Raw genomic sequence first — 22,982 nt, forward strand, 5'->3', positions numbered from 1 at the left:
GATAAATTTCGCCTCGATGAAGACGCCTCGGATTCGCTCCCGCCGCGCCTCCGGCGCCCCGCGCACCCCGCGCGCCTCCGACATGCACTCGTCGGAGGACATGAGTCCCCTGCCCGCGGACATGTCCCCTGTCCATGACGGCTCGCCCGGTTCCCGCTCCGCGCTCGCCTCCCTCGCGCCGGTGGCCCCCGTGCCGTCCCTCACCCGCATCGGGGCGCTCACCGCCCGCGGGGTCGTCGACACCAGGACCGAGCGCCGCGCACGCCTCTCGATCGGTCCCGTCTGGGTCCTCACCCGCGCCGCGATGCTCTGGCTGCTGCTCCACGACAGCCTCGGCGTGCGGGGCGTCGCCCGGGAGGTCCACGTCCTGTACCAGTGGTGGTACGGGCAGCTGATGCAGGGCAGCTTCCCGCTCAACGACGTCACCTGGCAGTACCCGCCCGGCGCCGCGCTCGTGTTCCTCTCGCCGGCCATGCTGCCGTGGCTGACGTACTTCCAGGCCTTCGTCGCCCTCACCCTGCTGGCCGACGCGGCCGTCGCCGCCGCCCTCTTCCGCGCCGGGCTCCGCGGCGGCCGCGCCGGGCTCGAAGGCGCCTGGGTCTGGGTCGGCGGGTTGCCCCTCCTGCTGCACATCCCGCTCGCCCGCTACGACGTCCAGGTCACCGCCATCGCCGTGTTCGCCGTGCTCGCGCTGAAGGCCGGCCTGCCCCGGATCAGCGGCGCGCTCGCCGGGATCGGCGCCATGGTCAAGGGCTGGCCCGCGCTCACGCTCGTGGGCACGCCCCGGGGCCGTAGCACCCGCTCCGCCTGGCTCACCGCCTTCACCACGGCCACCGCGCTGCTGGTCGTCCTCGCGGCCGGCTTCTCACACAGCCTGGGCTTCCTGCGCCAGCAGGGCGACCGGGGCGTACAGATCGAGTCACTCGGCGGCACCGCCCTCGGGATCGCGCGGGCGATGGGGCTCTGGCAGGGCAAGGTCCAGTACCGCTACGGCGCCTTCGAATTCGTCGGTCCCCATGTGTCGGCCGTCGGCCGGTTCTCGCTGCTGCTCACCGCTGCCGCCTTGTGCTGGCTGGTGCTGTGGCGGGTCAGGGCCCGGCAGTGGACGCCCGCCGTCCCGCTGGACTCCGCGCTCGCCGCCGTACTCCTCTTCACCGTCACCAGCCGGGTCATCAGTCCGCAGTACATGATCTGGCTGCTGGGCCTGGCGGCGGTCTGCCTCACCGCCCGGCACACCACCCAGCGGCCGGTGGTCATGCTCCTCCTCCCGGCGACCGCGCTGAGCGCGCTCGCCTACCCCGTGCTGTACGAGGACGTCATCGCCTCCAGCGCGCTCGGGTGCGTGGTCATGGTGCTCCGCAACGGGCTGCTGCTCGCCGCGGCGCTGCTGTCCTGCCGGCGGCTGTGGAGAGCCACCGAATAGTGCCGCGAAGACGCGCTGCGGCCCAGAAAGAGAAGGACGCAGAAGCAGAAAGAGAAGGGCGCCCACCGGACCTGCCGGTGGGCGCCCTTCTTCGTCACTCTCGCGCGCCCGGAAGGCGCTCACGCCCTCAGGCGTGCGACCGCAGCAGCTGCCGCATGGTCCGCATGGCCACGGACAGATTCGCCAGATCGAACGTGTCCGAGCTCTGGATCTCCTCCAGGGTCGTCCGCGCCCGGCCCAGGATCGCCGCGTTCTTCTGCTCCCAGTCCTTGAACCGCTCCTCCGGCGCGGATGCGCCGTTGCCCGCCGACAGCACGTCCGCCGTCAGCGCGGCGTGGGCGGCGTACAGGTCCTCGCGGATGGAGGCACGGGCCATCGACTGCCAGCGGTCGGCCCGCGGCAGCTCGATGATGCGGTCCATCAGCTGGGTGATCCGCAGCCGGTCGGCCAGGTCGTAGTAGACCTCGGCGACCGCCATCGGCTCCTTGCCCGTACGGTCCGCGATCGCGACGATGTCCAGCGTCGGGAAGGCCGAGGAGAACCCGGCGACCCGCAGGGCCAGCTCCTCCGGGACGCCCGCCGAGGTCAGCTCGTCGACGATCGACTGGTACCACTCCAGGTCCGCCCCGCGCAGCATCTGCGCCAGCTCCGACCAGACGTGCTCGACCCGGTCCGCGAAGAACTCGATGGTCTCCGCGAGCTCCAGCGGCTGCGGCCGGTTGCCCAGCAGCCAGCGCGTACCGCGCTCCACCAGCCGGCGCGAGTGCAGCCGGATCCGGGTCTGGACATCGGCCGGAACCTTGTTGTCCAGGGCCTCGACGGCGTCCCACACCTCGCCCAGACCGAAGATGGCACGGGCCGCGGTGTGCGCCCGCACGATCTCCTCGATCGCGGCGCCCGTCTCCTCGCGGAGCCGGTGCAGGAACGTCGAGCCGCCCGTGTTCACCGTGTCGTTGACCAGCACGGTCGTGACGATCTCGCGGCGCAGCGCGTGGCCGTCGATGGCCTCGGGGAACTTCTCGCGCAGCTGGCTCGGGAAGTACGCGTGCAGCAGCCCGCGCAGGTACGGGTCGTCCGGCAGGCCGGTGCCGATCAGCTCGTCCGCCACCGTGATCTTGGTGTAGGCGAGCAGGACGGCGAGCTCCGGCTGGCTCAGTCCCTTGCCGCTGTTGAGCAGCTCGCGGATCTGCCGGTCGTTGGGCAGGAACTCCAGCGCCCGGTCGAGGTGCCCGTCGCGGCCCAGCCGGCGCATGAAGCGCTGGTGGGCGTGGAGCAGCGAGGGCGACTGGGTGACGGCGTTGGCCAGGGCCACGTTCTGCGCGTAGTTGTTGCGCAGGACGAGCGCGCCGACCTCGTCGGTCATCTCGGCAAGGATCCGGTTGCGCTGCTTGACGGTCATGTCACCGTCGGAGACCAGGCCGTTGAGCAGGATCTTGATGTTCACCTCGTGGTCGGAGGTGTCCACGCCGGCGCTGTTGTCGATGGCGTCGGTGTTGACCTTGCCGCCCTGGCCGTCGGGGCCGCCCTTGCGGTCGAACTCGATCCGGCCCAGCTGGGTCAGACCCAGGTTGCCGCCCTCGCCGACGACCTTGACCCGCAGGTTCTCGCCGTTGACGCGGATGGCGTCGTTGGCCTTGTCGCCGACGTCGGCGTTGGACTCGACCGACGACTTCACGTACGTACCGATGCCGCCGTTCCACAGCAGGTCGACCGGTGCGTGGAGGATCGACTGCATCAGCTCGGCCGGGGTCATCTTGGTGATGCCGGACTCGATGCCGAGGGCCGCGCGGACCTGCGCGTTGATCGGGATCGACTTGGCCGTACGCGGGTGGATGCCACCGCCCTGGGACAGCAGGTCCGCGTTGTAGTCGGCCCACGAGCTGCGGGGCAGTTCGAAGAGCCGGCGGCGCTCGGCGTACGAGACGGCCGCGTCCGGGTTCGGGTCGATGAAGATGTGGCGGTGGTCGAAGGCCGCGACCAGCCGGATGTGCTCCGAGAGCAGCATGCCGTTGCCGAACACGTCACCGGACATGTCGCCGACGCCGACGACCGTGAAGTCCTCGGTCTGGGTGTCGTGGCCGAGCTCCCGGAAGTGGCGCTTGACGGACTCCCAGGCGCCGCGGGCGGTGATGCCCATGCCCTTGTGGTCGTAACCGGCGGAGCCGCCGGAGGCGAACGCGTCACCGAGCCAGAAGTTGTAGGCGATCGCGACGTTGTTGGCGATGTCCGAGAAGGTCGCGGTGCCCTTGTCGGCGGCGACCACAAGGTACGTGTCGTCCTCGTCGTGGCGGACCACGTCGGCCGGCGGGACGACCTCGCCCGCGACCAGGTTGTCGGTGATGTCGAGCAGCGCCGAGATGAACGTCTTGTAGCTGGCGATGCCCTCGGCCAGCCAGGCGTCCCGGTCGACGGCCGGGTCCGGCAGCTGCTTGGCGACGAAGCCGCCCTTGGCGCCGACCGGCACGATGACGGTGTTCTTCACCATCTGCGCCTTGACCAGGCCGAGGATCTCCGTACGGAAGTCCTCACGCCGGTCGGACCAGCGCAGACCGCCTCGCGCGACCTTGCCGAAGCGCAGGTGCACACCCTCGACGCGCGGCGAGTAGACCCAGATCTCGAACGCCGGGCGCGGCGCGGGCAGGTCGGGAATCGCCTGCGGGTCGAACTTCATCGACACGTAGTCGTGCGGCTCGCTGCCGTCCGCCTTCTGGAAGAAGTTCGTGCGCAGCGTCGCCTTGATGACCGTGAGGAAGGAGCGCAGGATGCGGTCCTCGTCCAGGCTCGCGACCTGGTCCAGGGCGCCGTCCAGCTCCTCCAGCAGGCCGTCCGTCAGCTCGGTGCCGGCGCGCTGGCGCTCCGGCGACATCCGGGCCTCGAAGAGCGAGACCAGCAGCCGGGTGGTGTGCACGTTGTTGCGGAGGGTGTCCTCCATGTAGTCCTGGCTGAAGGTCGAGCCGGCCTGGCGCAGGTACTTGGCGTACGCGCGCAGCACCATCGCCTGACGCCAGTTCAGCCCGGCGCTCAGGACGAGGGCGTTGAAGCCGTCGTTCTCGGCGCGGCCGGTCCAGGACGCGGCGAAGGCCTCCTGGAATCGCTCCCGGGCGTCGTCGGCGAGGTGGTCGCCGTTGGTCTTCGGCATGCGCAGGCCGAAGTCGTAGATCCAGGCGTGCGTACGGTCGGCGCAGCGCAGCTCGTACGGGCGCTCGTCGATCACCTCGACGCCGAGCCGGTTCAGGACCGGCAGGACGGCGGAGAGGGAGACCTGCTCACCCGTCCGGTAGATCTTGAAGCGGCGCTCGCCGGGTCCGGCGCCGACGGGCTCGTAGAGCGAGAGGGCGAAGTCCTTCTTCGTACGGCTGAGCTGCTCCAGGTGGACCAGGTCGGCGACGGCGGAACGGGGCGAGTGGTCCGCCTTGTAGCCCTCGGGGAAGGCGTGGCCGTAGCGGCGCAGCAGCTCGGCGGCGCGCTCCTCGCCGGTTTCGGCGTTGAGCGCCTCGGCGAAGCCGTCGGACCAGGAGCGGGCGGCCTCGACCAGCCGGGCCTCGATGCGGTCGACGTCGGCGTCGGTGAGTGCGGCGAGCTCGGTGCCCGGCGGGACACGGACGACGAAGTGCAGCCGGGAGAGGATCGACTCCGTGTTCCAGGCGGTGAAGTCGACGCTGGTGCCGCCCAGTTCCTCCTTGAGGATGTCGATGATCCGCAGGCGCACACCGGTGGTGTAACGGTCGCGGGGAAGGTAGACCAGCGCGGAGTAGTAGCGCCCGTACTCGTCCTGGCGCAGGTACAGCCGCAGCCGGCGGCGCTCCTGCAAGTAGAGGACGGAGGTCACGATGGAGCGCAGCTCGTCGACGGGCGTCTGGAAGAGCTCGTCGCGGGGGTACGTCTCCAGAATCTGGAGCAGGTCGCGGCCGTCGTGGCTGTTGGGCGAGAAGCCCGCGCCCTCGAGCACCTCGTCGACCTTGCGGCGGATGACCGGCACCCGGCGCACGGACTCGGTGTAGGCGGCGGACGAGAAGAGACCGAGGAAGCGGCGCTCACCGATGACGTTGCCGTCGGCGTCGAACTTCTTCACGCCGATGTAGTCCAGGTAGGACGGGCGGTGCACGGTGGAGCGGCTGTTGGCCTTGGTGAGGATGAGCAGCTTGTGCTCACGGGCCTTGGCGCGGGCGTCGGCGGGCAGCCGGCTGAAGGACGGCGAGATGGGGTGCGCGTGCGCGTCGTCGCCGCTGTGGTGCGGGTCGGAGCGCAGGATGCCGAGTCCCGTGCCGGGCACGGCGGCGAGCGCGTCACCGTTGACGAGGTCGTACTCGCGGTAGCCGAGGAAGGTGAAGTGATCGGCGGAGAGCCAGCGCAGCAGCTCGCGGGCCTCCTCGACCTCCGTGTCCCGCAGGTCGGAGGCGGTCGGCTCGGTGGGGAGCTCGTCGGCGATGCGCAGCGCGGCGTCGCGCATCTTCTCCCAGTCCTCGACGGTCTCGCGGACGTCGGACAGCACGCGCAGCAGGTCCGTGGTGATCTGCTTGAGGTCGGCGCGGTCGGTCTCGCGGTCGATCTCGACGTGGATCCAGGACTCTGTGAGGGCGTCGTGCGGACGCTCGCCCCTGGCCTCGGAGGTGAACACCTCGATGAGCTTGCCGGTGAGGTCGCGGCGGACGACGACCTGCGGGTGGATCACGACGTGGATGCCGCGGCCCTGGCGGGAGAGCTCGTTGGTGACGGAGTCGACGAGGAAGGGCATGTCGTCCGTGACGACCTCGACGACCGAGTGGCTGCAGGTCCAGCCGTTCTCCTCGACCGTGGGCGTGTGCACGCGGACGTTCGCGGTGCCCTGGGGGCGGTTCTCCGCGAGCCGGTAGTGCGACAGGGCCGCGCCGTACACATCGACCGGGTCGCGGTCCGTGAGGTCCTCGGGTGCCGTGTGCAGGTAGTAGCGCTGGAGGTAGTCGAGCAGGGTGTCCTGGTCGGGACGCTCCCCGCTGTCGGACCCCGTCGGAAGTTGCCCCCCGACCGGGCTGTTCTCAGCTACCCGGGCCGCCCGTGCGAGCAGCTCGGCCTTGGCTTCGTCCAGCTTGGTCTGCATGTCCTCTGGCTCCTGTCGCGCGCCGTTGCGTGACGTAGGGGAAAGAAAAGGCGCAACGCCACGACGCGGGGTGTCCGGTCGCTGTCGACGTTATGCCGCGATGAGAGATGCCCGGGTCGTTATTGGCCAATGTCGGCAGCGGGCCCGGAATGAGAAGATCAACGATCGCCCGGGCGCGGTGGCACTCCGGGCGCAGGCCGGGGGCTTCGCTGCCCCCACGGCGTATCGCGCTGATCACGGCACCAGGCTATCGCCCTCCACCCCCGCCCCGTCATGAGCCTTATGTGTACAAAACAGGGGCGGGAAGTTTGACAGTCTGGACAGCGACACAAGAGACCTTGATGGTCCCGGGTCACAAGGGGGTCGGAATCCGGCCCGTCCGGACGGGTCCGACTTGGCAAACCGTGGCCCCGGATGCACCGTGGCCCCGACACCCAGGCACATACGACACCCGGGGAGCGTCCGTCATGGCAGTCAAGATCCTCATCGTCACCGGCGACGCCGCCGAGTCGCTGGAGGTCCTGTACCCGTACCAGCGCCTGCGCGAGGAGGGGTACGAGGTGCATCTCGCCGCCCCCGCCCGCAAGACCCTGCGATTCGTGGTGCATGACTTCGAACCCGGCTTCGACACGTACACCGAGAAGCCCGGATACACCTGGCCGGCGGATCTGGCCTTCTCCGAAGTTGATCCGGGTCAGTACGCGGCCCTGGTGGTCCCGGGCGGACGGGCGCCCGAGTATCTGCGCAACGACCCCGAACTCCGCAAGATCGTCAAGTCGTTCTTCGACGCGGACAAGCCGGTGGCGCAGATCTGCCACGGCCCGCTGCTGACGGCGTCGATCGACAGTCTGCGGGGCCGGCGGGTGACCGCCTATCCGGCCCTGGAACCGGACATGGAGGCGGCGGGAGCCACGTTCCAGGACACCGAGGCGGTCGTGGACGGCACTCTGGTGTCGTCCCGGGCCTGGCCGGACCACCCGGCCTGGATGCGGGAGTTCCTGAACGTACTGAGGTCGAAGGCACCGGTGGCGTGAGCTGAGGGACGGGCGAGACGCGGCGGGGCGGGTCGTGGCCGACCGCTGGCTGGGCCCGAGCGGGCCCGACGGGTCGCGGCTCGGCCGGAGGGCCGTGCGGGCCGCCGGCCGGCCGGGTCGCGGCTCGGCCGGGGCGTCGCCACCCGCCGGGTTCGCGTTGCGCCGCCAGGCCGTCCACCAGCGGCGGGGCGACGCTAGCCCGCCAGGTCGTCCGCCAGTGCCACCGCCTCGGCCAGCGTGTCCACGACCGGCACGCGCGCCTTCTCCAGGCTCGCCCTGCTGTGCGAGCCGCCGGTGTACAGAACCGCCTTGGCCCCCACATGGGCCGCCGCCACCGCGTCGTCCACGGCGTCGCCGATGACGACGACCTGCTGGGGGGCCACGCCTTCCAGTGCCGTCAGATGGCGCACCATGTGCTCGGCCTTGCCCGCGGTCGAGGTACCTATCCGCCCGTCGACGCGGACGAACCGCTCCTCGATCCCGTGGCGCCGGACGATCGGCAGCAGCAGGTCGTGCGGTGCGAGCGAGAGGAGGGACTGCGTCCGCCCCTCGTTCTGCCGCGCGGCGAGCAGCTCCGCAGCGCCGACCGTGAGCCCGCAGGCGTCCGCCCGTGACCAGTAGTGCTTGTGGAAGGCCGCGTCCATGACGAGCCACTCGTCGTCCGTCGGCAGCCGCCCGAGGAGCCGCTTGTAGAAGAGCGGCACGGGAACGCAGTACAGCTCCCGGTAGCGCGCGAGGGTGATGGGTTCCAGCCCGAGCTCGTGGAACGCGGCGTTCGTCGCACCGATGACGGCGTCGATGTCATCGAGCAGTGTGCCGTTCCAGTCCCAGACCAGATGCGTGCCGTGCTTCGTCATGCCCGTTCCCATACCGACCCCCTGGCGGATGCCCATCCAAAGACGGTACCCGGCCGCTCCGACAACGGCGCCGGAAAAGTGCGGCGGCCGGACCGCGCTCAGCCGATGAGCTGCGGAATCTCCTGCACACCGAACCAGAGCAGCTCGTGGTCCTCGGCCCCGTCCACCGTGAACTGCGCGTCGTCGTCGCCCTGGTCCGCGGCGCCCAGCGCGGCCGCCGCGGCGGACACGTCCGCCTCCGCGTCGTCCGCGTCGGCGTGCACCGCGGCCGCCTTGCCCAGCGGTACGGGGCCGGCGATCCGCACCTCGCCCAGCGAGGAGGCGTCCAGACCGTGCAGGGGGTCGGAGACCGCCGCCCCGTCCGGTACGTCGACGGCGACGACGACACGGCGGCGCTCGGCCTTCGGGTCGACGGCGAGCATCCGCAGCGAGGCGGCGGCGGCCCGGCTGAGCGCGGCGTACTCGAGCTCCTCTATGTCGTCGGAGACGTACCACTCGCGCAGCGCGGGAGTCACGGCGTACGCGGTCACCGGGCCGGGACCCAGTTCGCCCGCCCTGTGCGCCTGAGCCAGACCGGGCAGGGTGAGGGGGACGTACACACGCATGGCTCGCCGCTTTCGTAGTCGGAAACCCCCTCAGGATACGTGTGGAGTCCCCCTTCGGGGCTCTGTGGTCCGGCAGGGGGCCGTCCACCCATGGGCCGCGCTGTACGGCCCCGGGCGCGCGCGCAGGGCCTCTCGTCACCCTGATAGGTGAACCGTCCGGGCCCCGTCGCGCGGGCGCCGCGGCGTTGCGACCGGTTCAGCCACCCCCGTAGAAGATCACCAAACGAAGTTACCGCCCGGTAGAGCGCCGGGGCGGACGGAAACGGGGGCCACCGCCATGAACAGGACCATCACCGCGCAGGACCGTCCGACGAATCCGCCCGCCGCGCGCACGGCCGACGCCGGCACCGGCCTCACCGCCGACCGTGCCGCCGCTTACGAAGCCGGCCCCGGCGCCGCTTCCGAAGCCGGCCTCACCGCCACCTCCCGGGCCGGTCTCGCCGCCGCTCCGACGTCCGCCCCCGCGGTCGCCTCCACCACGGGCCCAGGGCCCACCACCTCCACTGGCCCCGCCTCGGCTTCCGCATCCGCCTCCGCCGCACGCACGGTCGGCCGCCGCGACCGGCGCGGACCCGGCTCGACCCGGCCCCTCCCGCCCCGCCCCAGCAGCCGACCCGGGCCCGGGTCGGGCCCGCTGCGTCGTCCGCTGCCCCCGCACGTCCTCTTCGCACAGCGCCTGCTCGCCGTCCTCAGCGGCGAACGCCCCGTGCACTGGATGCTCGGCCAGACCGTGGGCGAGGCGTACGAGCAGCTGGTCCAGCTCGCCCCCTCGGCACCCTTCCGGGACCGTGGCGTCCGCCCCGTGGTGCACCGCTGCGGCGGGTTCCCGCCGCGCCCCGGAGTCGTGGAGGCCTACGCCACGATCGCGACGGGCGGGCGGCTGCGCGCCATGGCGTACCGGCTGGAGCTCGGCACCGACCGGCGCTGGCGCTGCGCGGTCGTGGAGCTGGACGGCGACCGGGCCGGGGTATGACGAAGGGGCCGGGCACCTTCCCGGTGCCCGGCCCCTGAGTCGTAACGGCCCTACGCAGTCCTATGCGGTCCTACGCGGTTACTTCTTGCGGCGACGGCCGCCGCCACCGCTCTTCTGCGCCTTGCGCCGCTCCGCGCGGGTCAGGCCGCCGTCCCCCGAGGCACTGTCGGAGGCGAAGTCGCCCTCGACGACACCACCCTCGCCATCAACCGTCGGGGCGGAGAAGTGCAGCCGGTCCGGCCGCTGCGGGGCGTCGAGACCCTTGGCGCGGATCTCCGGACGGGACGCGCCCGCGGGGACCGCGTCCTCCTTGGTGAGCGAAGGAGCCCTGTCCTGGACCGGGACCTCCTCGACCTGCTGCTCGACCTGGACCTCCAGGTTGAACAGGTAGCCGACGGACTCCTCCTTGATGCCCTCCATCATGGCGGTGAACATGTCGAAGCCCTCGCGCTGGTACTCGACCAGCGGGTCCTTCTGCGCCATGGCCCGCAGGCCGATGCCCTCCTGGAGGTAGTCCATCTCGTAGAGGTGCTCGCGCCACTTGCGGTCCAGCACAGACAGCACCACGCGCCGCTCCAGCTCGCGCATGATCTCCGAGCCGAGCTGCTTCTCACGGGCGTCGTACTGCTCGTGGATGTCGTCCTTGACGGACTCGGCGATGAACTCGGCGGTGATGCCGGCACGGTCGCCGGCGGCGTCCTCGAGCTCCTCGACGGTGACCTTCACCGGGTAGAGCTGCTTGAACGCGTTCCACAGCCGGTCGAGGTCCCACTCCTCCGCGAAGCCCTCGGCGGTCTCCTGGCGGATGTAGTCGTCGATCGTGTCGTCCATGAAGTGCCGCACCTGCTCGTGCAGGTCCTCGCCCTCCAGGACGCGGCGGCGCTCGCCGTAGATGACCTCACGCTGGCGGTTGAGCACCTCGTCGTACTTCAGGACGTTCTTACGCGTCTCGAAGTTCTGCTGCTCGACCTGCGACTGGGCCGACGCGATCGCGCGCGTCACCATCTTGTTCTCGATCGGGACGTCGTCGGGCACGTTGGCCATGGCCATCACGCGCTCGACCATCTGCGCCTTGAACAGACGCATCAGGTCGTCGCCGAGGGAGAGGTAGAAGCGGGACTCGCCCGGGTCTCCCTGACGGCCGGAACGACCGCGCAGCTGGTTGTCGATACGACGGGACTCGTGGCGCTCGGTGCCGAGGACATAGAGCCCACCGAGCTCCTTGACCTCCTCGAACTCGGCCTTGACCGCCAGCTCGGCGCGCTCCAGCGCGGCGGGCAGGGCCGCGGCCCACTCCTCGACGTGCTCGACCGGGTCCAGACCGCGCTGGCGCAGCTCCGCCTCGGCCAGGTCGTCGGGGTTGCCGCCGAGCTTGATGTCGGTACCACGGCCGGCCATGTTGGTGGCGACCGTGACCGCGCCCTTGCGGCCGGCCTGGGCGACGATCGTCGCCTCACGGTCGTGCTGCTTGGCGTTGAGCACCTCGTGCTGGATGCCGCGCTTGGAGAGCTGCTGCGAGAGGTACTCGGACTTCTCGACCGACGTCGTACCGACGAGGATCGGCTGACCCTTCTCGTGCTTCTCCGCGATGTCGTCGACGACGGCGGCGAACTTGGCGACCTCGGTCCGGTAGATCAGGTCGGACTGGTCCTTGCGGACCATCGGCCTGTTCGTGGGGATCGGGACGACGCCGAGCTTGTAGATCTGGTGGAACTCGGCGGCCTCGGTCATGGCCGTACCGGTCATGCCGGAGAGCTTGTCGTAGAGGCGGAAGAAGTTCTGCAGGGTGATCGTCGCGAGCGTCTGGTTCTCGTCCTTGATGTCCACCCCTTCCTTCGCCTCGATCGCCTGGTGCATGCCCTCGTTGTAGCGGCGGCCGGCGAGGATACGGCCGGTGTGCTCGTCGACGATCATGACTTCGCCGTCGATGACGACGTAGTCCTTGTCCTTCTTGAACAGTTCCTTCGCCTTGATGGCGTTGTTCAGGTACCCGACGAGGGGGGTGTTCACCGACTCGTAGAGGTTGTCGATGCCCAGCCAGTCCTCGACCTTGGCGACGCCGGCCTCGTGGATGGCGACGGTGCGCTTCTTCTCGTCGACCTCGTAGTCGCCGGTCTCCTCGATGCCCTTGAGCTGGTTGCCCGCCTCACCCTTGGTGAGACGCGTGACCAGCTTGGCGAAGTCGCCGTACCACTTGGTGGCCTGGTCGGCCGGGCCGGAGATGATCAGCGGCGTACGGGCCTCGTCGACCAGGATCGAGTCGACCTCGTCGACACAGGCGAAGTTGTGGCCGCGCTGCACGAGCTCGTCCTGGGACCACGCCATGTTGTCGCGCAGGTAGTCGAAGCCGAACTCGTTGTTCGTGCCGTAGGTGATGTCGGCGGCGTACTGCTCACGGCGCTGTGCGGGCGTCATGTTGGCGAGGATGCAGCCGACCTCGAGGCCGAGGAACTTGTGCACCCGGCCCATCATCTCGGAGTCGCGCTCGGCCAGGTAGTCGTTGACCGTGATCAGGTGCACGCCCTTGCCGGAGAGCGCGTTCAGGTACGCGGGCAGCGTGCCGACGAGGGTCTTGCCCTCACCGGTCTTCATCTCGGCGACATAGCCGAGGTGCAGCGCGGCGCCACCCATCAGCTGGACGTCGTAATGGCGCTGGCCGAGGACGCGCTTGGCGGCCTCGCGGACGGTCGCGAAGGCCTCGGGAAGCAGGTCGTCGAGGCTCTCGCCGTCGGCGTAGCGCTGCTTGTACTCCTCGGTGAGCGCCCGCAACTCGGCGTCGGAGAGCTTGACGAAGTCCTCTTCGATGGAGTTGACCTGGTCCGCGATGCGGTGCAGTTTGCGCAGGATCTTGCCTTCGCCTGCACGCATGAGCTTGTTGAAGACGGACACTGAGGCTGGTCTCCTTGCCGGTCGGGCCTGGCACTGGGTCTTGTCATGGACACGGGCGCGGGCGCGGCGAGCGGGCCCCACCGCAACGGCCATCGTAAGCGAGGACCGCACCGCGCCGGGAGGCCTGCCGGGTCCGGGGACCACCACCGCACTGAAAGACAACGCACGGGACGCTCGGAAGGTGCCGCTGTTCCCGAAAAGTGTTCGCCCTTCGCGCGCCGGATCAGCAGAATCCCGTCATGGAGCCCATCACTCTCACGACCGATCGCCTGCGGCTGCGCACCTTCGTCCCCGACGACGCGGACGCCGTGTACGCGGCGTGTCAGGACCCCGACATCCAGCGGTGGACGACGATCCCCTCCCCCTACGAGCGGCAGCACGCCGAGGGCTTTCTTCGGCAGCACGTACCGGACGGGTGGCGCAACGACACCGAGTACACCTTCGCCGTGGAGCCGCGCGACGGCGGCCCGCTGCTCGCGGCGAGCAGCCTCCACCACCCCCGCACGGGCACCTGGGAGGTCGGCTACTGGACCGCGAAGGAGCACCGCGGCAACGGATACATGACCGAGGTCGTGCGCACCCTGGCCCACTGGGCCTTCACCGAGCTGTCCTGCACCCGCCTGGAGTGGCGGGCCGAGGTGGGCAACACCGGTTCCCGCGCGCTCGCCGAGAAGGCCGGCTTCACCGTGGAGGGCATCCTGCGCGCGGGGCTGCTCAACCAGGGCACGCTGAGGGACTGCTGGGTCGGCGCGCTGCTGCCCTCCGACCTCGGCCTGCCCGGCGCCCACGCGTACCTCCCGGCGGGGACCTGAGTGTCAGTGGCCGGCCCTAGTGTGCGAAGCATGACGACCGCGCCGCCTCCCGCCGCCGAACTGTCCGCCGACGAAGCCCGCCGCATCGCGCTGCGCGCCCAGGGCTTCCTGGGCGCCCCCGACCGCCGGCAGGGCGTGCGGGGCGTACTGCGCCGCCTCGGTGCCGTACAGCTCGACACGATTTCGGTGCTGGCCCGCTCGCACGAGCTGATCCCCTACGCACGCCTGGGCGCCGTCGGCCGGACCACGGTCGAGAAGGCGTACTGGACCGGTGCGTCCCCCGGCACGTCCGCGACACGACCCCACGCCTTCGAGTACTGGTCGCACGCGGCCTGCATCCTGCCGGTCGAGGAGTGGCCGCACTTCGCCTTCCGCCGCCGCGCCTACCGCTCCCGCCCGCACTGGTACCACGACCTGCCGGACGGTGCCTACGACGCGGTGATCAAGCAGCTGCGCGCCGAGGGGCCGCTCACCGCCACGGACCTCGGAGGCGCGAAGAACAAGGGCGAGTGGTGGGACTGGTCCGAGTCGAAGGTCGCCGTCGAGCGGGCGCTGATGTACGGCGAGGTGGTGTGCACCGAGCGGCGCGGCTGGAAGCGGGTGTACGACCTGGCAGAGCGCGCCGTCCCGGACGAGCTGCTCCACGACGACCTCGACGACACCGAGTGCCTGCGCCGCCTCGTCCGGCTGGCCGGGCAGGCCCTCGGCGTGGGCACCCGCGCGGACATCGCGGACTACCACCGCCTCAAGGGCGAGCAGTTCGACGCCGTCGTGGCGGACTCCGGTCTGGTGCCGGTGACGGTCGCAGGATGGGGGAAGCCGGCCTGGGCGGATCCGGAGGCCCTGGCGACCGAGCCGCGTGGTCGGCACCGCACGACACTCCTGTCGCCGTTCGACTCACTGATCTGGGAGCGGGCCCGCACGGAGCGGATCTTCGGCTTCACCCACCGGCTGGAGGCCTACGTCCCCAAGCAGAAGCGGGTGCACGGTTACTTCGCCATGCCACTGCTCGCGGGCGGAAAGCTGCTCGGCCGGGTGGACCCGGCGCGCGAGGGGAGCACGCTGGTGGCGAAGCGGGTCTTCCTGGACACCCCGAAGGCCGTGGGCCCGATGGCGCAGGCACTGCGCGAGGCGGCCGAGTGGGTGGGCTGCGACGCGGTCCGGGTCGAGCACGTCGACCGCCACGACCTCACCGCCGAGCTCGTGGCCGCGTTGGGCTGACGGTTCGGGAGTCACTCGCCGGGACCGCCGTGAGGAGCGGTGAGGATCGCGCTTCAGGCGGGACGAGTCGTGGCGAGTTGTGGTGAGTTGCGATCAGTTGTGGCGTCTCACCTGATCTCGAGGATCTTCTCCCGCATCGCATAGACCACGGCCTCCATCCTGGAGTGCAGCTGCAGCTTCTCCAGGATGTTGCGGACGTGGTTCTTCACGGTGTTCTCGGAGATGAACAACTCCTTGGCGATGTCACGGTTGTTCATGCCCGTGGCCACCAGCTTGAGGACCTCCAGCTCGCGGTCGGTCAACCGGGGCGCCGGCACGAGCCGGCGCTCGTCGGTGCGCTGGATCATCGACTTGAACTCGGTCAGCAGCTTGGACGCCATCGACGGGCTGATCTGCGACTGCCCATCGGCCACTGCGCGGATCGCGGTGGACACCTCGTCGGTGGAGATCTCCTTGAGGAGATAGCCGGTCGCGCCCGCCTTGATCGCGTCGTAGAGGTCCGCCTCCTCGTCGCTGATCGTCAGCATGATGATCTTGGCGCTGGGGGCGACCTCCTTGATGGAGGTGCAGGCCTCGATGCCGCCGCGCTTGGGCATCCGTACGTCCATCAGCACGATGTCCGGCAGCAGATCGGCGGCCTTGTCGACGGCCTCCGCGCCGTCCCCGGCCTCACCGACGACCTGAATGTCCTCCTCCTGCGCGAGGACGATCTCCAGACCGCGTCGGAAAAGGGCGTGATCGTCCACCACGAGGACCCGGATCGGCTCTTTTCGGGACTGCCGATCGGCCGAATCCGCTCCCTCGGGAGCGGTCGCGCAATCGGAGTCCCGGCCGCTGTGCACCGGACCGAAGCCGTCCGCCATCGTTCCTCCCCCTGAAGGCCGTGGCCTGAATTCATGTTTTGGTCACCAACCGCACTTCACAGAGCACGGGTTGGCGTGGGACGCCATGATTTCATGCCCGGGCGGCAGCGCGGTGATCCCGTGGTCGCACGAGGGTGCCCCTGGGGGCGCGAAAGGCGCTCCAGGGGCACCATGAGAGACGGTGTCGGCCGCCGTCAGCCGCCGAGCGCACCACCGGCGCCGGCGCCCTCGGTACCGGCGAGCGGGTCGGATTCCAGGTGGATGACGCCATAGTCGTAGGCATGTCGCCGGTAGACCACACTCGGCTGCTTGGTGTCGGAATCGACGAACAGATAGAAGTCGTGCCCGACCAGCTCCATCTCGTAGAGCGCCTGGTCGAGCGTCATCGGGGCAGCGGTGTGGACCTTCTCGCGCACCACCAGCGGTCCCTCGCCCTGCACTTCGAGCGAGCCGATCTTCGTGGTGGGAATGGCACCCGGCTGTTCATCCGTCACGGGTGCGCCGCTGCCGTTGAGCTGGGCCACGCCCGGCACGACGTCGGCGACCTCCGCCGCGGAGAGCCGACCGTTGCCCCGGCGGGTGTGGCGCTTGTCGTGCTGCTTGCGCAGTCGCGCCTCGAGCTTGCCCGTTGCCAGGTCAAGCGCTGCGTACGGGTCGCCGGCGGCCGCCTCTGCCCGGATCACCGGGCCTCGGGAGTGGAGGGTGATCTCCACGCGGTCCGACCGGTCGGCCTGCCGCGGGTTGTGTTCCTTGGACACCTCGACGTCGAGGCTGATCACCTTGCCGTCGAGCTTCTGGATCTTCTCCAGCTTCAGCTTCTCGGCCACGTGCTTGCGGAACCGCTCGGGCACCTCGGTCTTGCGGCCCTTGACGACGATGTCCACGCAGAACTCCGTTCCCGGATCACTCTGACCGGCTCTTGGACCGGCGAGCATCTCCCTTTGCACCAGAACTCCGGTGAGTACCGGAGTCTCGGACTTGGCGACTTTCACCTCCTCCTCCCCAGTCGGCAAGATCCCCACCCCACCGATTTTGAGGTTCGTCCGCCCTGAACTCCCGTCCTTCAGGCGCACCCGTGCATTCGATGAGGTCCTGGCAATCGCCATTCCTCACAACCGAACATAGCTCGCTCGGACGGGTGTCGGCACCCGCTACCAGCACGTACCTCCGATCAGGTGCTTTTGCCGTCTCACTACCTGCAACGTTCCAACTTCCCCGTCAGTTCCGGTTTATTTCCCAGGAGAGCGGCGAAACCGCCACGACCGCGGCCGCCGGGGGCAACGGCCCCGCGAATTGCGGCTGATTCACGGCACTCAGTGCCCTCGCCGCCTCCGCCAGTGACGCCCCCGTCGTCATGAGGTCATCCACGAGCACCACCCGCGCGTCGCCCAGGAGCCGCGCTCCACCGGCGGCGACCTCCAGCGCCCCGGCCATGTTCCTCAGCCGCGCCCTGGCTCCCAGACCGGACTGGTCGAGGACCGCGCGCCGCTGGCGCAGCACCGGGACGACCACGGCCGCGATCCCCGTGCTGCGCAGTTCGGCGGCTGCGGCGCGCGCGATTCGGAGGGCCGGATCATGCCCACGTGCCCGCAGCGCGCGCCGGGAGGAAGGCATCGGCACCAGCGCCAGCGATCCGGCCCCGAAGGCGGCAGGAGGCCCACAGGCAGCCCTGACGGCACCGGCCAGCGCGACGCCGAGCGGCCCAGCGAGCCCGAGCGCGCCACGCTCCTTGTGCGCCAGCAGCACGGCCCGTACGGAGTCGGCGTACGGCGCCGCGGCACAGACCACCGGAAGCCCCTCCGGCTCCGGCACGGGAACGACACGGCGCGCGCCCGCCCCGTACAGCGCCCGGCCGCACTCGGCGCACAGCGGTGTACGAGGACTGCCGCATCCACTACAGGCAACCGGCAGCACCAGCCCGGCGATCTCTCGCCACCACCCCCGCATGCCCTCACTGTGCCCCTGCCAGAGGAACGGGGCCACCCCTGTGGACAACGGGGCGCGACGGGTGACGGGCGGAGGGGCGAAGGGGGCCGCGCGGCGCCGGGAGCACGAACCTGGGCGGGCCCGGGCGCCGCCGGCGCCCCGTGGGCCCGGCGAACAGGGTTGACGCCGCCCGACGCGGCGCCAAGGGCGCACACCACGCGGACCCTGGGTGCCGCACCGGCGACCACGAGCCCGGCGAAGAGGTTGACGCCGCCACCACACTCCCGAGGGCCACACCGCGAGGACTCCGGGTGTCGCCCGGTGGCAAGGGCCGACCGGACGCGCGGCACCGAGGCGCGGTCCGAGAGGAACCGGGCACCGACCGGCGGAAGGCCGACGCCCCCGCGGCGCGGCGGCGCACCCCGCAGGGCCCGGCCACCGCCCGGCGAAGAGGCCGACGCCCACACGGCAGGAGGCGTGAACCGGCGAAATCCCGAGGCCGCCCGGCGACCGTGAGCCCGGCAGAGGGGCCGACACCCAGGCGACACCAGGCCGGGGGCCGCCCGGCGACCGTGGCCCCGGCAGAGGGGCCGACACCCAGGCGCCACCCCGCGAGGCCCCGGCGGAGCGACCGAGCCGGCGTAACACGGCTTCCGCCGGCTCCCCTCCCGATCGAAGGATCTAACCGGGGTAGACCGGCGCCGACCCCGTCTCCACCATCGGCTGCCAGTTCGCGCCGCCGACCAGGCGTGCGATGCCGTCTCCCGAGTCCGCCACCACCGGCGCCCGGTCGTCGTTCGCCGCGGCGACCGCCGTCACTTCGTTCAGCCCCGGCAGGACGCCTCCGGCCGACGTCGACCCGTCCGTACGGATGTACCGCACCTGCTCGACCCCGCCGGCTTCCTTGCCCACCACGACGAGCCGGCTCGGCCCCGCCCAGGACACGGCGGTGACCGTCTCCATCCGGGGCGCCGCGGGCTGGAGGTCCACGACGGACACCGTCTGCCGCGCGCCGGACCCCTGCCGTTCGATCCGCCCGATGTGCAGCGTGCTCAGGCCGTCCTTCTTCAGCAGCAGGGCGATCCGTACGCCGTCGGCGGAAACGCGAAGGCATTCCACCCGGGCGCCCTCGATCCAGGGTGTCTTGACCTCCACCGGAGCGCCGGCGCCGCCGGACAGCATCAACAGGCGTGGCTTCACCGGGTCGCGGTCGGCGACCCACAGGTCACCGCGGCCGTCCCAACTCGGCGTGGAAAGCCGGTCCTCGGGGCGCTTGGCCACGCTCCGCACCAGCGGCTCGGGCGGTTCACCGTCCGACATGATCGACGCCACGCGCAGCTCGCGGCCGCCCTGCGTGACACCTGCGGCGTGCTTCTCGTCCCGCGCCACCGCGACCGTCGACAGCTTCACGACACCGTTGCCGAACGGCCCGAGGACGTTCTCGGGCTTCTCCCTGCCCACGTCCTTCGCACCGGCGTCGAGCAGCGCCAGCTTCCCCTGATCGTCGACGAAGTACGGATTGTCGGGCGTGCCCGAGGCGCGGTCCGCGGCGAACTCCTCGGCCTGTGCCTTGCCCACCACACACAGCTGGGAGCCGTCCTCACGTTGCAACTCCACCTGCTCGACCCGCGCCGAGCGCAGATCTCCCAGTGTGAACAGCAGTTGCGCGGACATCCGGCGGCACTGGTCGTGCCCCACCTGGTCGGCCTTGCCGTTCAGCGGCACCTTCAACGTGCTCTGGTCGTCGGGGGTCAGTGAGGTGACCCCCTCCTTCAGTGCCGTCCCGGTGGGGAAGCGCGAGGTGACCACGGGCTTCAGCCAGTTCGTCGGGCCTTCGAGGAGTGCCTTGACCGTCTGCGCCACCGGGTCCATGCGCGTGACGGGGTCCTGCCGCTGCCGGATGTAGACCGGATCGGCGACGACCCAGTCCTGCCCGGAGGCGAAGTAGTACTTGTTGACGGAACTGTAGTTGCGCTGGAAGTCCGACTCGCTGAGCACCAGCCCGGGCGGCAGGGCGTCGATCCGCCACTCCTTGCCCTTGCCGTCCGCCCGGGCTTCCTGCACCAGATGGACCGTGCCGGTGTACTCGGTGGGCGCGACCGGCTGGTATGCGTGGCGGGCATCGACGGTCGCGACCTTCCGGCCGGTCAGCGGATAGCTGCGGCCCTGGCCGTCGCGCCCGCCGGTGGTCACCGCCTGCTTGCGGTCCGGAGCGGTGGTGAGGACCGTGATCCGCTCCTCCGGCCGCCAGGTCTGCGCCGCCTGCTTGGTCAGATACTTCCTGGCCGTGGCGAAACCAGGGTCGTCACTGGTCATCGCCTCGAGAAAGCCGTCGACGATCTCCTCGGGCTCCGCGCTCTCCCGGGGCTGCACCGCGTACACGCGGACCTGCGAGTCCCCGGGGTTGGAGGCCTTCACATTGCTCACGTCGCCGCTGTCCGGCATCGTCGCGCAGCCGGTCAGCAGCATGCCGCCGACGGCGAGAGAGGTGACCCCCCACGACAGGGTGCGCTCACGCCCCTGTCCCTTGAAACAGGTCCTGCCGATGAAGGAGGTCCTGCTGATGAAAAAGGTCCTGCCGAGAGTCCGATGACCCAGGGGAAGGGTCCGACGGTCAGCGCCCAAGAGTCCTGTCCTCCCACTCCGTGCTCTGTGCCGTCGCATCGCCACCCGATCGCTCCCCCGCCTGCCGGGCCACCACCCGGGAACCACTGCCCGGCAGCGCCGCCGGATCCCCCGCCTCACCCGGTCGCGCCCGCAGGGGCGCACGAGGCGGCACGGGCAGAGCCGGGCGCTCCCCACCGGGCTGTGCCGGCACGCTCCCGAGCCGCTGGTCCGCCTGCTCCTCCGCGGCGGCCCGCTCACGGTTGCGCCGCGAGTCCTCGGGCTCCAGGGGTATCGGTGAACCGCGCAGCGGCTCGTCCGCCGTACGCGGCAGGGTCAGCCGGAACTGCGAACCGCCGCCCGGCTCGCCCCAGGCCTGCAGCCAGCCGCCGTGCAGCCGGGCGTCCTCCACCGCGATGGACAGACCGAGGCCGGTACCGCCGGTGGTACGCGCGCGTGCCGGATCGGCCCGCCAGAACCGGTTGAACACCCGGGTCGCCTCGCCCGGCTTGAGTCCCACGCCGTAGTCCCTCACAGCGACCGCCACCGCGCCGCCGGCCGACGCCATCCGTACGACCACGTCCCGGCCGTCGCCGTGCTCAACGGCGTTGACCACGAGATTGCGCAGGACCCGCTCCACCCTGCGCGCATCGGCCTCGGCGACGACGGGCTGCTCGTCACCGACGACCCGGATCCGGGTTCCCTTGCGCTCGGCCAGCGGCTCGGCCCCGCCGATCACCCGGCGGACGACCTCCCGCAGATCTATCGCCTCGGCCTCCAGGGCCGCAGCGCCCGCGTCGAAGCGGCTGATCTCCAGCAGGTCGGCGAGCAGCGACTCGAACCGGTCCAGCTGGTCCCCGAGCAGCTCCGCCGAGCGGGCCGTCACGGGGTCGAAGTCGCCCCGCGCCTCGTAGATGACATCGGCGGCCATCCGGACCGTCGTCAGCGGCGTACGCAGTTCGTGCGAGACGTCCGAGACGAACCGCCGCTGCATCCGCGACAGCTCCTCCAGCTGCTGGATCTTGAGCTGGAGGTTCTGCGCCATCTTGTTGAAGGCTTCACCGAGGCGCGCGATGTCGTCCTCGCCGGTCACCTTCATCCGCTCCTGGAGACGGCCCGCGGAGAGCCGTTCGGCGATCCCCGCCGCCATCCGTACCGGCGTGACGATCTGCCGTACGACGAGCCAGGCGATCGCGCCCAGCAGCACCACCACGAACAGCCCGGCCGTCGCCAGCGTCCCCTTGACCAGGGCGAGCGAGTCCTCCTCCTGGGTCAGCGGGAAGAGGTAGTACAGCTCGTACTGGGTGCCCGCGGCGTCGTTCAGCCGCTTGCCGAGGACCAGGCCCGGCTCCGACGCCTTGCCGCTCGTGTACTCGATCCGCGTATACGTCTGATAGGTGCCCGTCCCCTGGGCGACGGACGACCGCAGCCCGCTCGGGATGCTCGCGGTCGGGTCGACCTCGCCGGAGGCGCGCGCGCCCCGGCTCGCCGTGCCCTCGGACTCCAGGCTCAGCGCCACCACGTTGAACGCGCTCTGCCCACCACTGGCGAGCTGCTCCACCAGGTCCGACCGCCAGTTCACCGAACTGCCGGACTTGCCCGCCCCGTCCGGCCCGGCGGGGCCGACGGGTGCGCCGGCCCTGTCCTGGGCCGCCGAGAACCCACCGGCGGCCTGGCTCTGCGCCGCCTTCTGTTTGGCGTCCAGCAGGCCGTTCCGCACCTGCCCGATGACGACGAATCCGAGCAGCAGCACCACACCGAGCGACATCAGCAGCGTGCCCGCGACCACCCGCAGCTGGATGTTCCGACGCCACAGCCGCACGGCGGACAGCAGCGGACGGCGCACCCAGCGCACGAAAAGCCGGAGCACGGGACCACCCGGCGCCCCGTCCTGAAGCAGCCGGCCGCCCTGGAGCAGCCGGCCGAGACGCGAAAAATGCCCACGCCTCGGCCCGGCAGCCCGCCCCGTACGGACTCCCGGCTCCCCGGGCTTCGGAGCAGCGCTGCCACCGGTCATATCAGCTCGGCCCGGCCTTGTAACCGACACCGCGGACGGTCACCACGATCTCCGGGCGCTCCGGGTCCTTCTCGACCTTGGAGCGCAACCGCTGCACGTGCACATTGACCAGCCGGGTGTCCGCCGCGTGGCGGTAGCCCCAGACCTGCTCCAGCAGGACCTCACGGGTGAACACCTGCCACGGCTTACGGGCCAGCGCGACCAGCAGATCGAACTCGAGCGGCGTCAGGGCGATGGACTGCCCGTCCCGCTTGACCGAGTGACCCGCCACATCGATGACCAGATCACCTATCGCCAGCTGCTCCGGCGCCGGCTCCTCCGACCTCCTCAGCCGCGCCCGGATCCGGGCGACCAGCTCCTTGGGCTTGAACGGCTTGACGATGTAGTCGTCGGCCCCGGACTCCAGGCCCACCACGACGTCGACGGTGTCGCTCTTGGCCGTGAGCATGACGATGGGCACGCCGGACTCGGCCCTGATGAGCCGGCACACCTCGATGCCGTCCCTTCCGGGCAGCATGAGGTCCAGCAGCACCAGGTCCGGCTTGGCCTCACGGAAAGCGGCGAGTGCCTTGTCGCCGTCCGCTACGAACGACGGATCGAAACCTTCACCCCGCAGCACAATCCCGAGCATCTCGGCCAGTGCGGTGTCGTCATCGACGACAAGGACGCGTCCCTTCATAT

At 70.6% G+C, this 22,982-nt stretch carries 15 protein-coding genes; 5 read left to right on the forward strand and 10 right to left on the reverse strand.

What is annotated here, in order from left to right; genetic code table 11:
* Window positions 1-16 precede the first annotated feature (16 nt).
* Window positions 17-1,423, forward strand: coding sequence for a glycosyltransferase 87 family protein (locus tag ACZ5VC_RS06155; RefSeq protein WP_469118863.1), 1,407 nt, complete (start codon window positions 17-19; stop codon window positions 1,421-1,423).
* Between the two features lie 127 nt (window positions 1,424-1,550).
* Here the strand turns inward: ACZ5VC_RS06155 and ACZ5VC_RS06160 are convergent, their stop codons facing one another.
* Window positions 1,551-6,500: an NAD-glutamate dehydrogenase gene (locus ACZ5VC_RS06160; RefSeq protein WP_469118864.1), complete on the reverse strand. Its 4,950-nt coding sequence runs from the start codon at window positions 6,498-6,500 to the stop codon at window positions 1,551-1,553.
* Window positions 6,501-6,967: 467 nt separating this feature from the next.
* Here ACZ5VC_RS06160 and ACZ5VC_RS06165 point away from each other — a divergent pair, with 467 nt between their 5' ends.
* On the forward strand, window positions 6,968-7,534 hold the full coding sequence (locus tag ACZ5VC_RS06165) for a DJ-1/PfpI family protein (RefSeq protein WP_469118865.1): 567 nt from the start codon (window positions 6,968-6,970) through the stop codon (window positions 7,532-7,534).
* 194 nt (window positions 7,535-7,728) lie between these two features.
* Here the strand turns inward: ACZ5VC_RS06165 and ACZ5VC_RS06170 are convergent, their stop codons facing one another.
* The gene (locus ACZ5VC_RS06170; RefSeq protein ID WP_469118954.1) at window positions 7,729-8,391 is read right to left on the reverse strand and encodes an HAD family hydrolase; all 663 of its coding nucleotides are present in this window, start codon (window positions 8,389-8,391) and stop codon (window positions 7,729-7,731) included.
* A 98-nt stretch (window positions 8,392-8,489) separates the two neighbouring features.
* A complete protein-coding gene (locus tag ACZ5VC_RS06175; RefSeq protein ID WP_469118866.1) occupies window positions 8,490-8,996 on the reverse strand; it encodes a DUF6912 family protein in 507 nt (168 codons plus the stop codon).
* Between the two features lie 277 nt (window positions 8,997-9,273).
* On the opposite strand from ACZ5VC_RS06175, the gene ACZ5VC_RS06180 reads away from it, so the two are divergent.
* Window positions 9,274-9,969 (forward strand): Rv3235 family protein, encoded by a 696-nt coding sequence (locus ACZ5VC_RS06180; protein WP_469118867.1) that lies wholly within the window; start codon window positions 9,274-9,276, stop codon window positions 9,967-9,969.
* A gap of 78 nt (window positions 9,970-10,047) precedes the next feature.
* Here ACZ5VC_RS06180 and secA read toward each other — a convergent pair whose 3' ends face one another.
* The gene (gene secA / locus ACZ5VC_RS06185) at window positions 10,048-12,858 is read right to left on the reverse strand and encodes a preprotein translocase subunit SecA (protein ID WP_469118868.1); all 2,811 of its coding nucleotides are present in this window, start codon (window positions 12,856-12,858) and stop codon (window positions 10,048-10,050) included.
* Between the two features lie 239 nt (window positions 12,859-13,097).
* On the opposite strand from secA, the gene ACZ5VC_RS06190 reads away from it, so the two are divergent.
* Complete coding sequence (locus ACZ5VC_RS06190; RefSeq protein WP_469118869.1) at window positions 13,098-13,670, forward strand: GNAT family N-acetyltransferase; 573 nt, start codon at window positions 13,098-13,100, stop codon at window positions 13,668-13,670.
* Between the two features lie 30 nt (window positions 13,671-13,700).
* Window positions 13,701-14,891, forward strand: a complete 1,191-nt coding sequence (locus ACZ5VC_RS06195) for a winged helix-turn-helix domain-containing protein (RefSeq protein ID WP_469118870.1) — start codon at window positions 13,701-13,703, stop codon at window positions 14,889-14,891.
* Between the two features lie 107 nt (window positions 14,892-14,998).
* On the opposite strand, the gene ACZ5VC_RS06200 is transcribed toward ACZ5VC_RS06195, so the two are convergent.
* The 6 genes from ACZ5VC_RS06200 to mtrA form a co-directional block, all read right to left on the reverse strand.
* Entirely contained in the window at window positions 14,999-15,754 is a 756-nt protein-coding gene (locus tag ACZ5VC_RS06200) for a response regulator (RefSeq protein ID WP_469118871.1), read from the reverse strand.
* Window positions 15,755-15,948: 194 nt separating this feature from the next.
* Complete coding sequence (gene hpf, locus ACZ5VC_RS06205) at window positions 15,949-16,638, reverse strand: ribosome hibernation-promoting factor, HPF/YfiA family (protein ID WP_469118872.1); 690 nt, start codon at window positions 16,636-16,638, stop codon at window positions 15,949-15,951.
* Window positions 16,639-16,972: 334 nt separating this feature from the next.
* Window positions 16,973-17,701, reverse strand: coding sequence for a ComF family protein (locus ACZ5VC_RS06210; protein WP_469118873.1), 729 nt, complete (start codon window positions 17,699-17,701; stop codon window positions 16,973-16,975).
* A gap of 660 nt (window positions 17,702-18,361) precedes the next feature.
* On the reverse strand, window positions 18,362-20,149 hold the full coding sequence (locus ACZ5VC_RS06215) for an LpqB family beta-propeller domain-containing protein (protein ID WP_469118955.1): 1,788 nt from the start codon (window positions 20,147-20,149) through the stop codon (window positions 18,362-18,364).
* 145 nt (window positions 20,150-20,294) lie between these two features.
* Window positions 20,295-22,301 (reverse strand): MtrAB system histidine kinase MtrB, encoded by a 2,007-nt coding sequence (gene mtrB / locus ACZ5VC_RS06220; protein ID WP_469118874.1) that lies wholly within the window; start codon window positions 22,299-22,301, stop codon window positions 20,295-20,297.
* A 1-nt stretch (window position 22,302) separates the two neighbouring features.
* On the reverse strand, window positions 22,303-22,980 hold the full coding sequence (gene mtrA / locus ACZ5VC_RS06225; protein WP_468710939.1) for a two-component system response regulator MtrA: 678 nt from the start codon (window positions 22,978-22,980) through the stop codon (window positions 22,303-22,305).
* Window positions 22,981-22,982 lie beyond the last annotated feature (2 nt).

Source organism: Streptomyces sp. NPDC033174 (assembly GCF_055577795.1).

What these genes read in the sequence shown, in the direction of transcription:
- ACZ5VC_RS06215 (WP_469118955.1), bottom strand. Translation starts at nt 20,149, where the DNA reads ATGCTGCTGACCGGCTGCGCGACGATGCCGGACAGCGGCGACGTGAGC.
- mtrB (WP_469118874.1), bottom strand. Translation starts at nt 22,301, where the DNA reads ATGACCGGTGGCAGCGCTGCTCCGAAGCCCGGGGAGCCGGGAGTCCGT.
- ACZ5VC_RS06175 (WP_469118866.1), bottom strand. Translation starts at nt 8,996, where the DNA reads ATGCGTGTGTACGTCCCCCTCACCCTGCCCGGTCTGGCTCAGGCGCAC.
- ACZ5VC_RS06155 (WP_469118863.1), top strand. Translation starts at nt 17, where the DNA reads ATGAAGACGCCTCGGATTCGCTCCCGCCGCGCCTCCGGCGCCCCGCGC.
- ACZ5VC_RS06190 (WP_469118869.1), top strand. Translation starts at nt 13,098, where the DNA reads ATGGAGCCCATCACTCTCACGACCGATCGCCTGCGGCTGCGCACCTTC.
- ACZ5VC_RS06200 (WP_469118871.1), bottom strand. Translation starts at nt 15,754, where the DNA reads ATGGCGGACGGCTTCGGTCCGGTGCACAGCGGCCGGGACTCCGATTGC.
- ACZ5VC_RS06180 (WP_469118867.1), top strand. Translation starts at nt 9,274, where the DNA reads ATGAACAGGACCATCACCGCGCAGGACCGTCCGACGAATCCGCCCGCC.
- ACZ5VC_RS06160 (WP_469118864.1), bottom strand. Translation starts at nt 6,500, where the DNA reads ATGCAGACCAAGCTGGACGAAGCCAAGGCCGAGCTGCTCGCACGGGCG.
- ACZ5VC_RS06195 (WP_469118870.1), top strand. Translation starts at nt 13,701, where the DNA reads ATGACGACCGCGCCGCCTCCCGCCGCCGAACTGTCCGCCGACGAAGCC.
- ACZ5VC_RS06165 (WP_469118865.1), top strand. Translation starts at nt 6,968, where the DNA reads ATGGCAGTCAAGATCCTCATCGTCACCGGCGACGCCGCCGAGTCGCTG.
- ACZ5VC_RS06210 (WP_469118873.1), bottom strand. Translation starts at nt 17,701, where the DNA reads ATGCGGGGGTGGTGGCGAGAGATCGCCGGGCTGGTGCTGCCGGTTGCC.
- mtrA (WP_468710939.1), bottom strand. Translation starts at nt 22,980, where the DNA reads ATGAAGGGACGCGTCCTTGTCGTCGATGACGACACCGCACTGGCCGAG.
- ACZ5VC_RS06170 (WP_469118954.1), bottom strand. Translation starts at nt 8,391, where the DNA reads ATGACGAAGCACGGCACGCATCTGGTCTGGGACTGGAACGGCACACTG.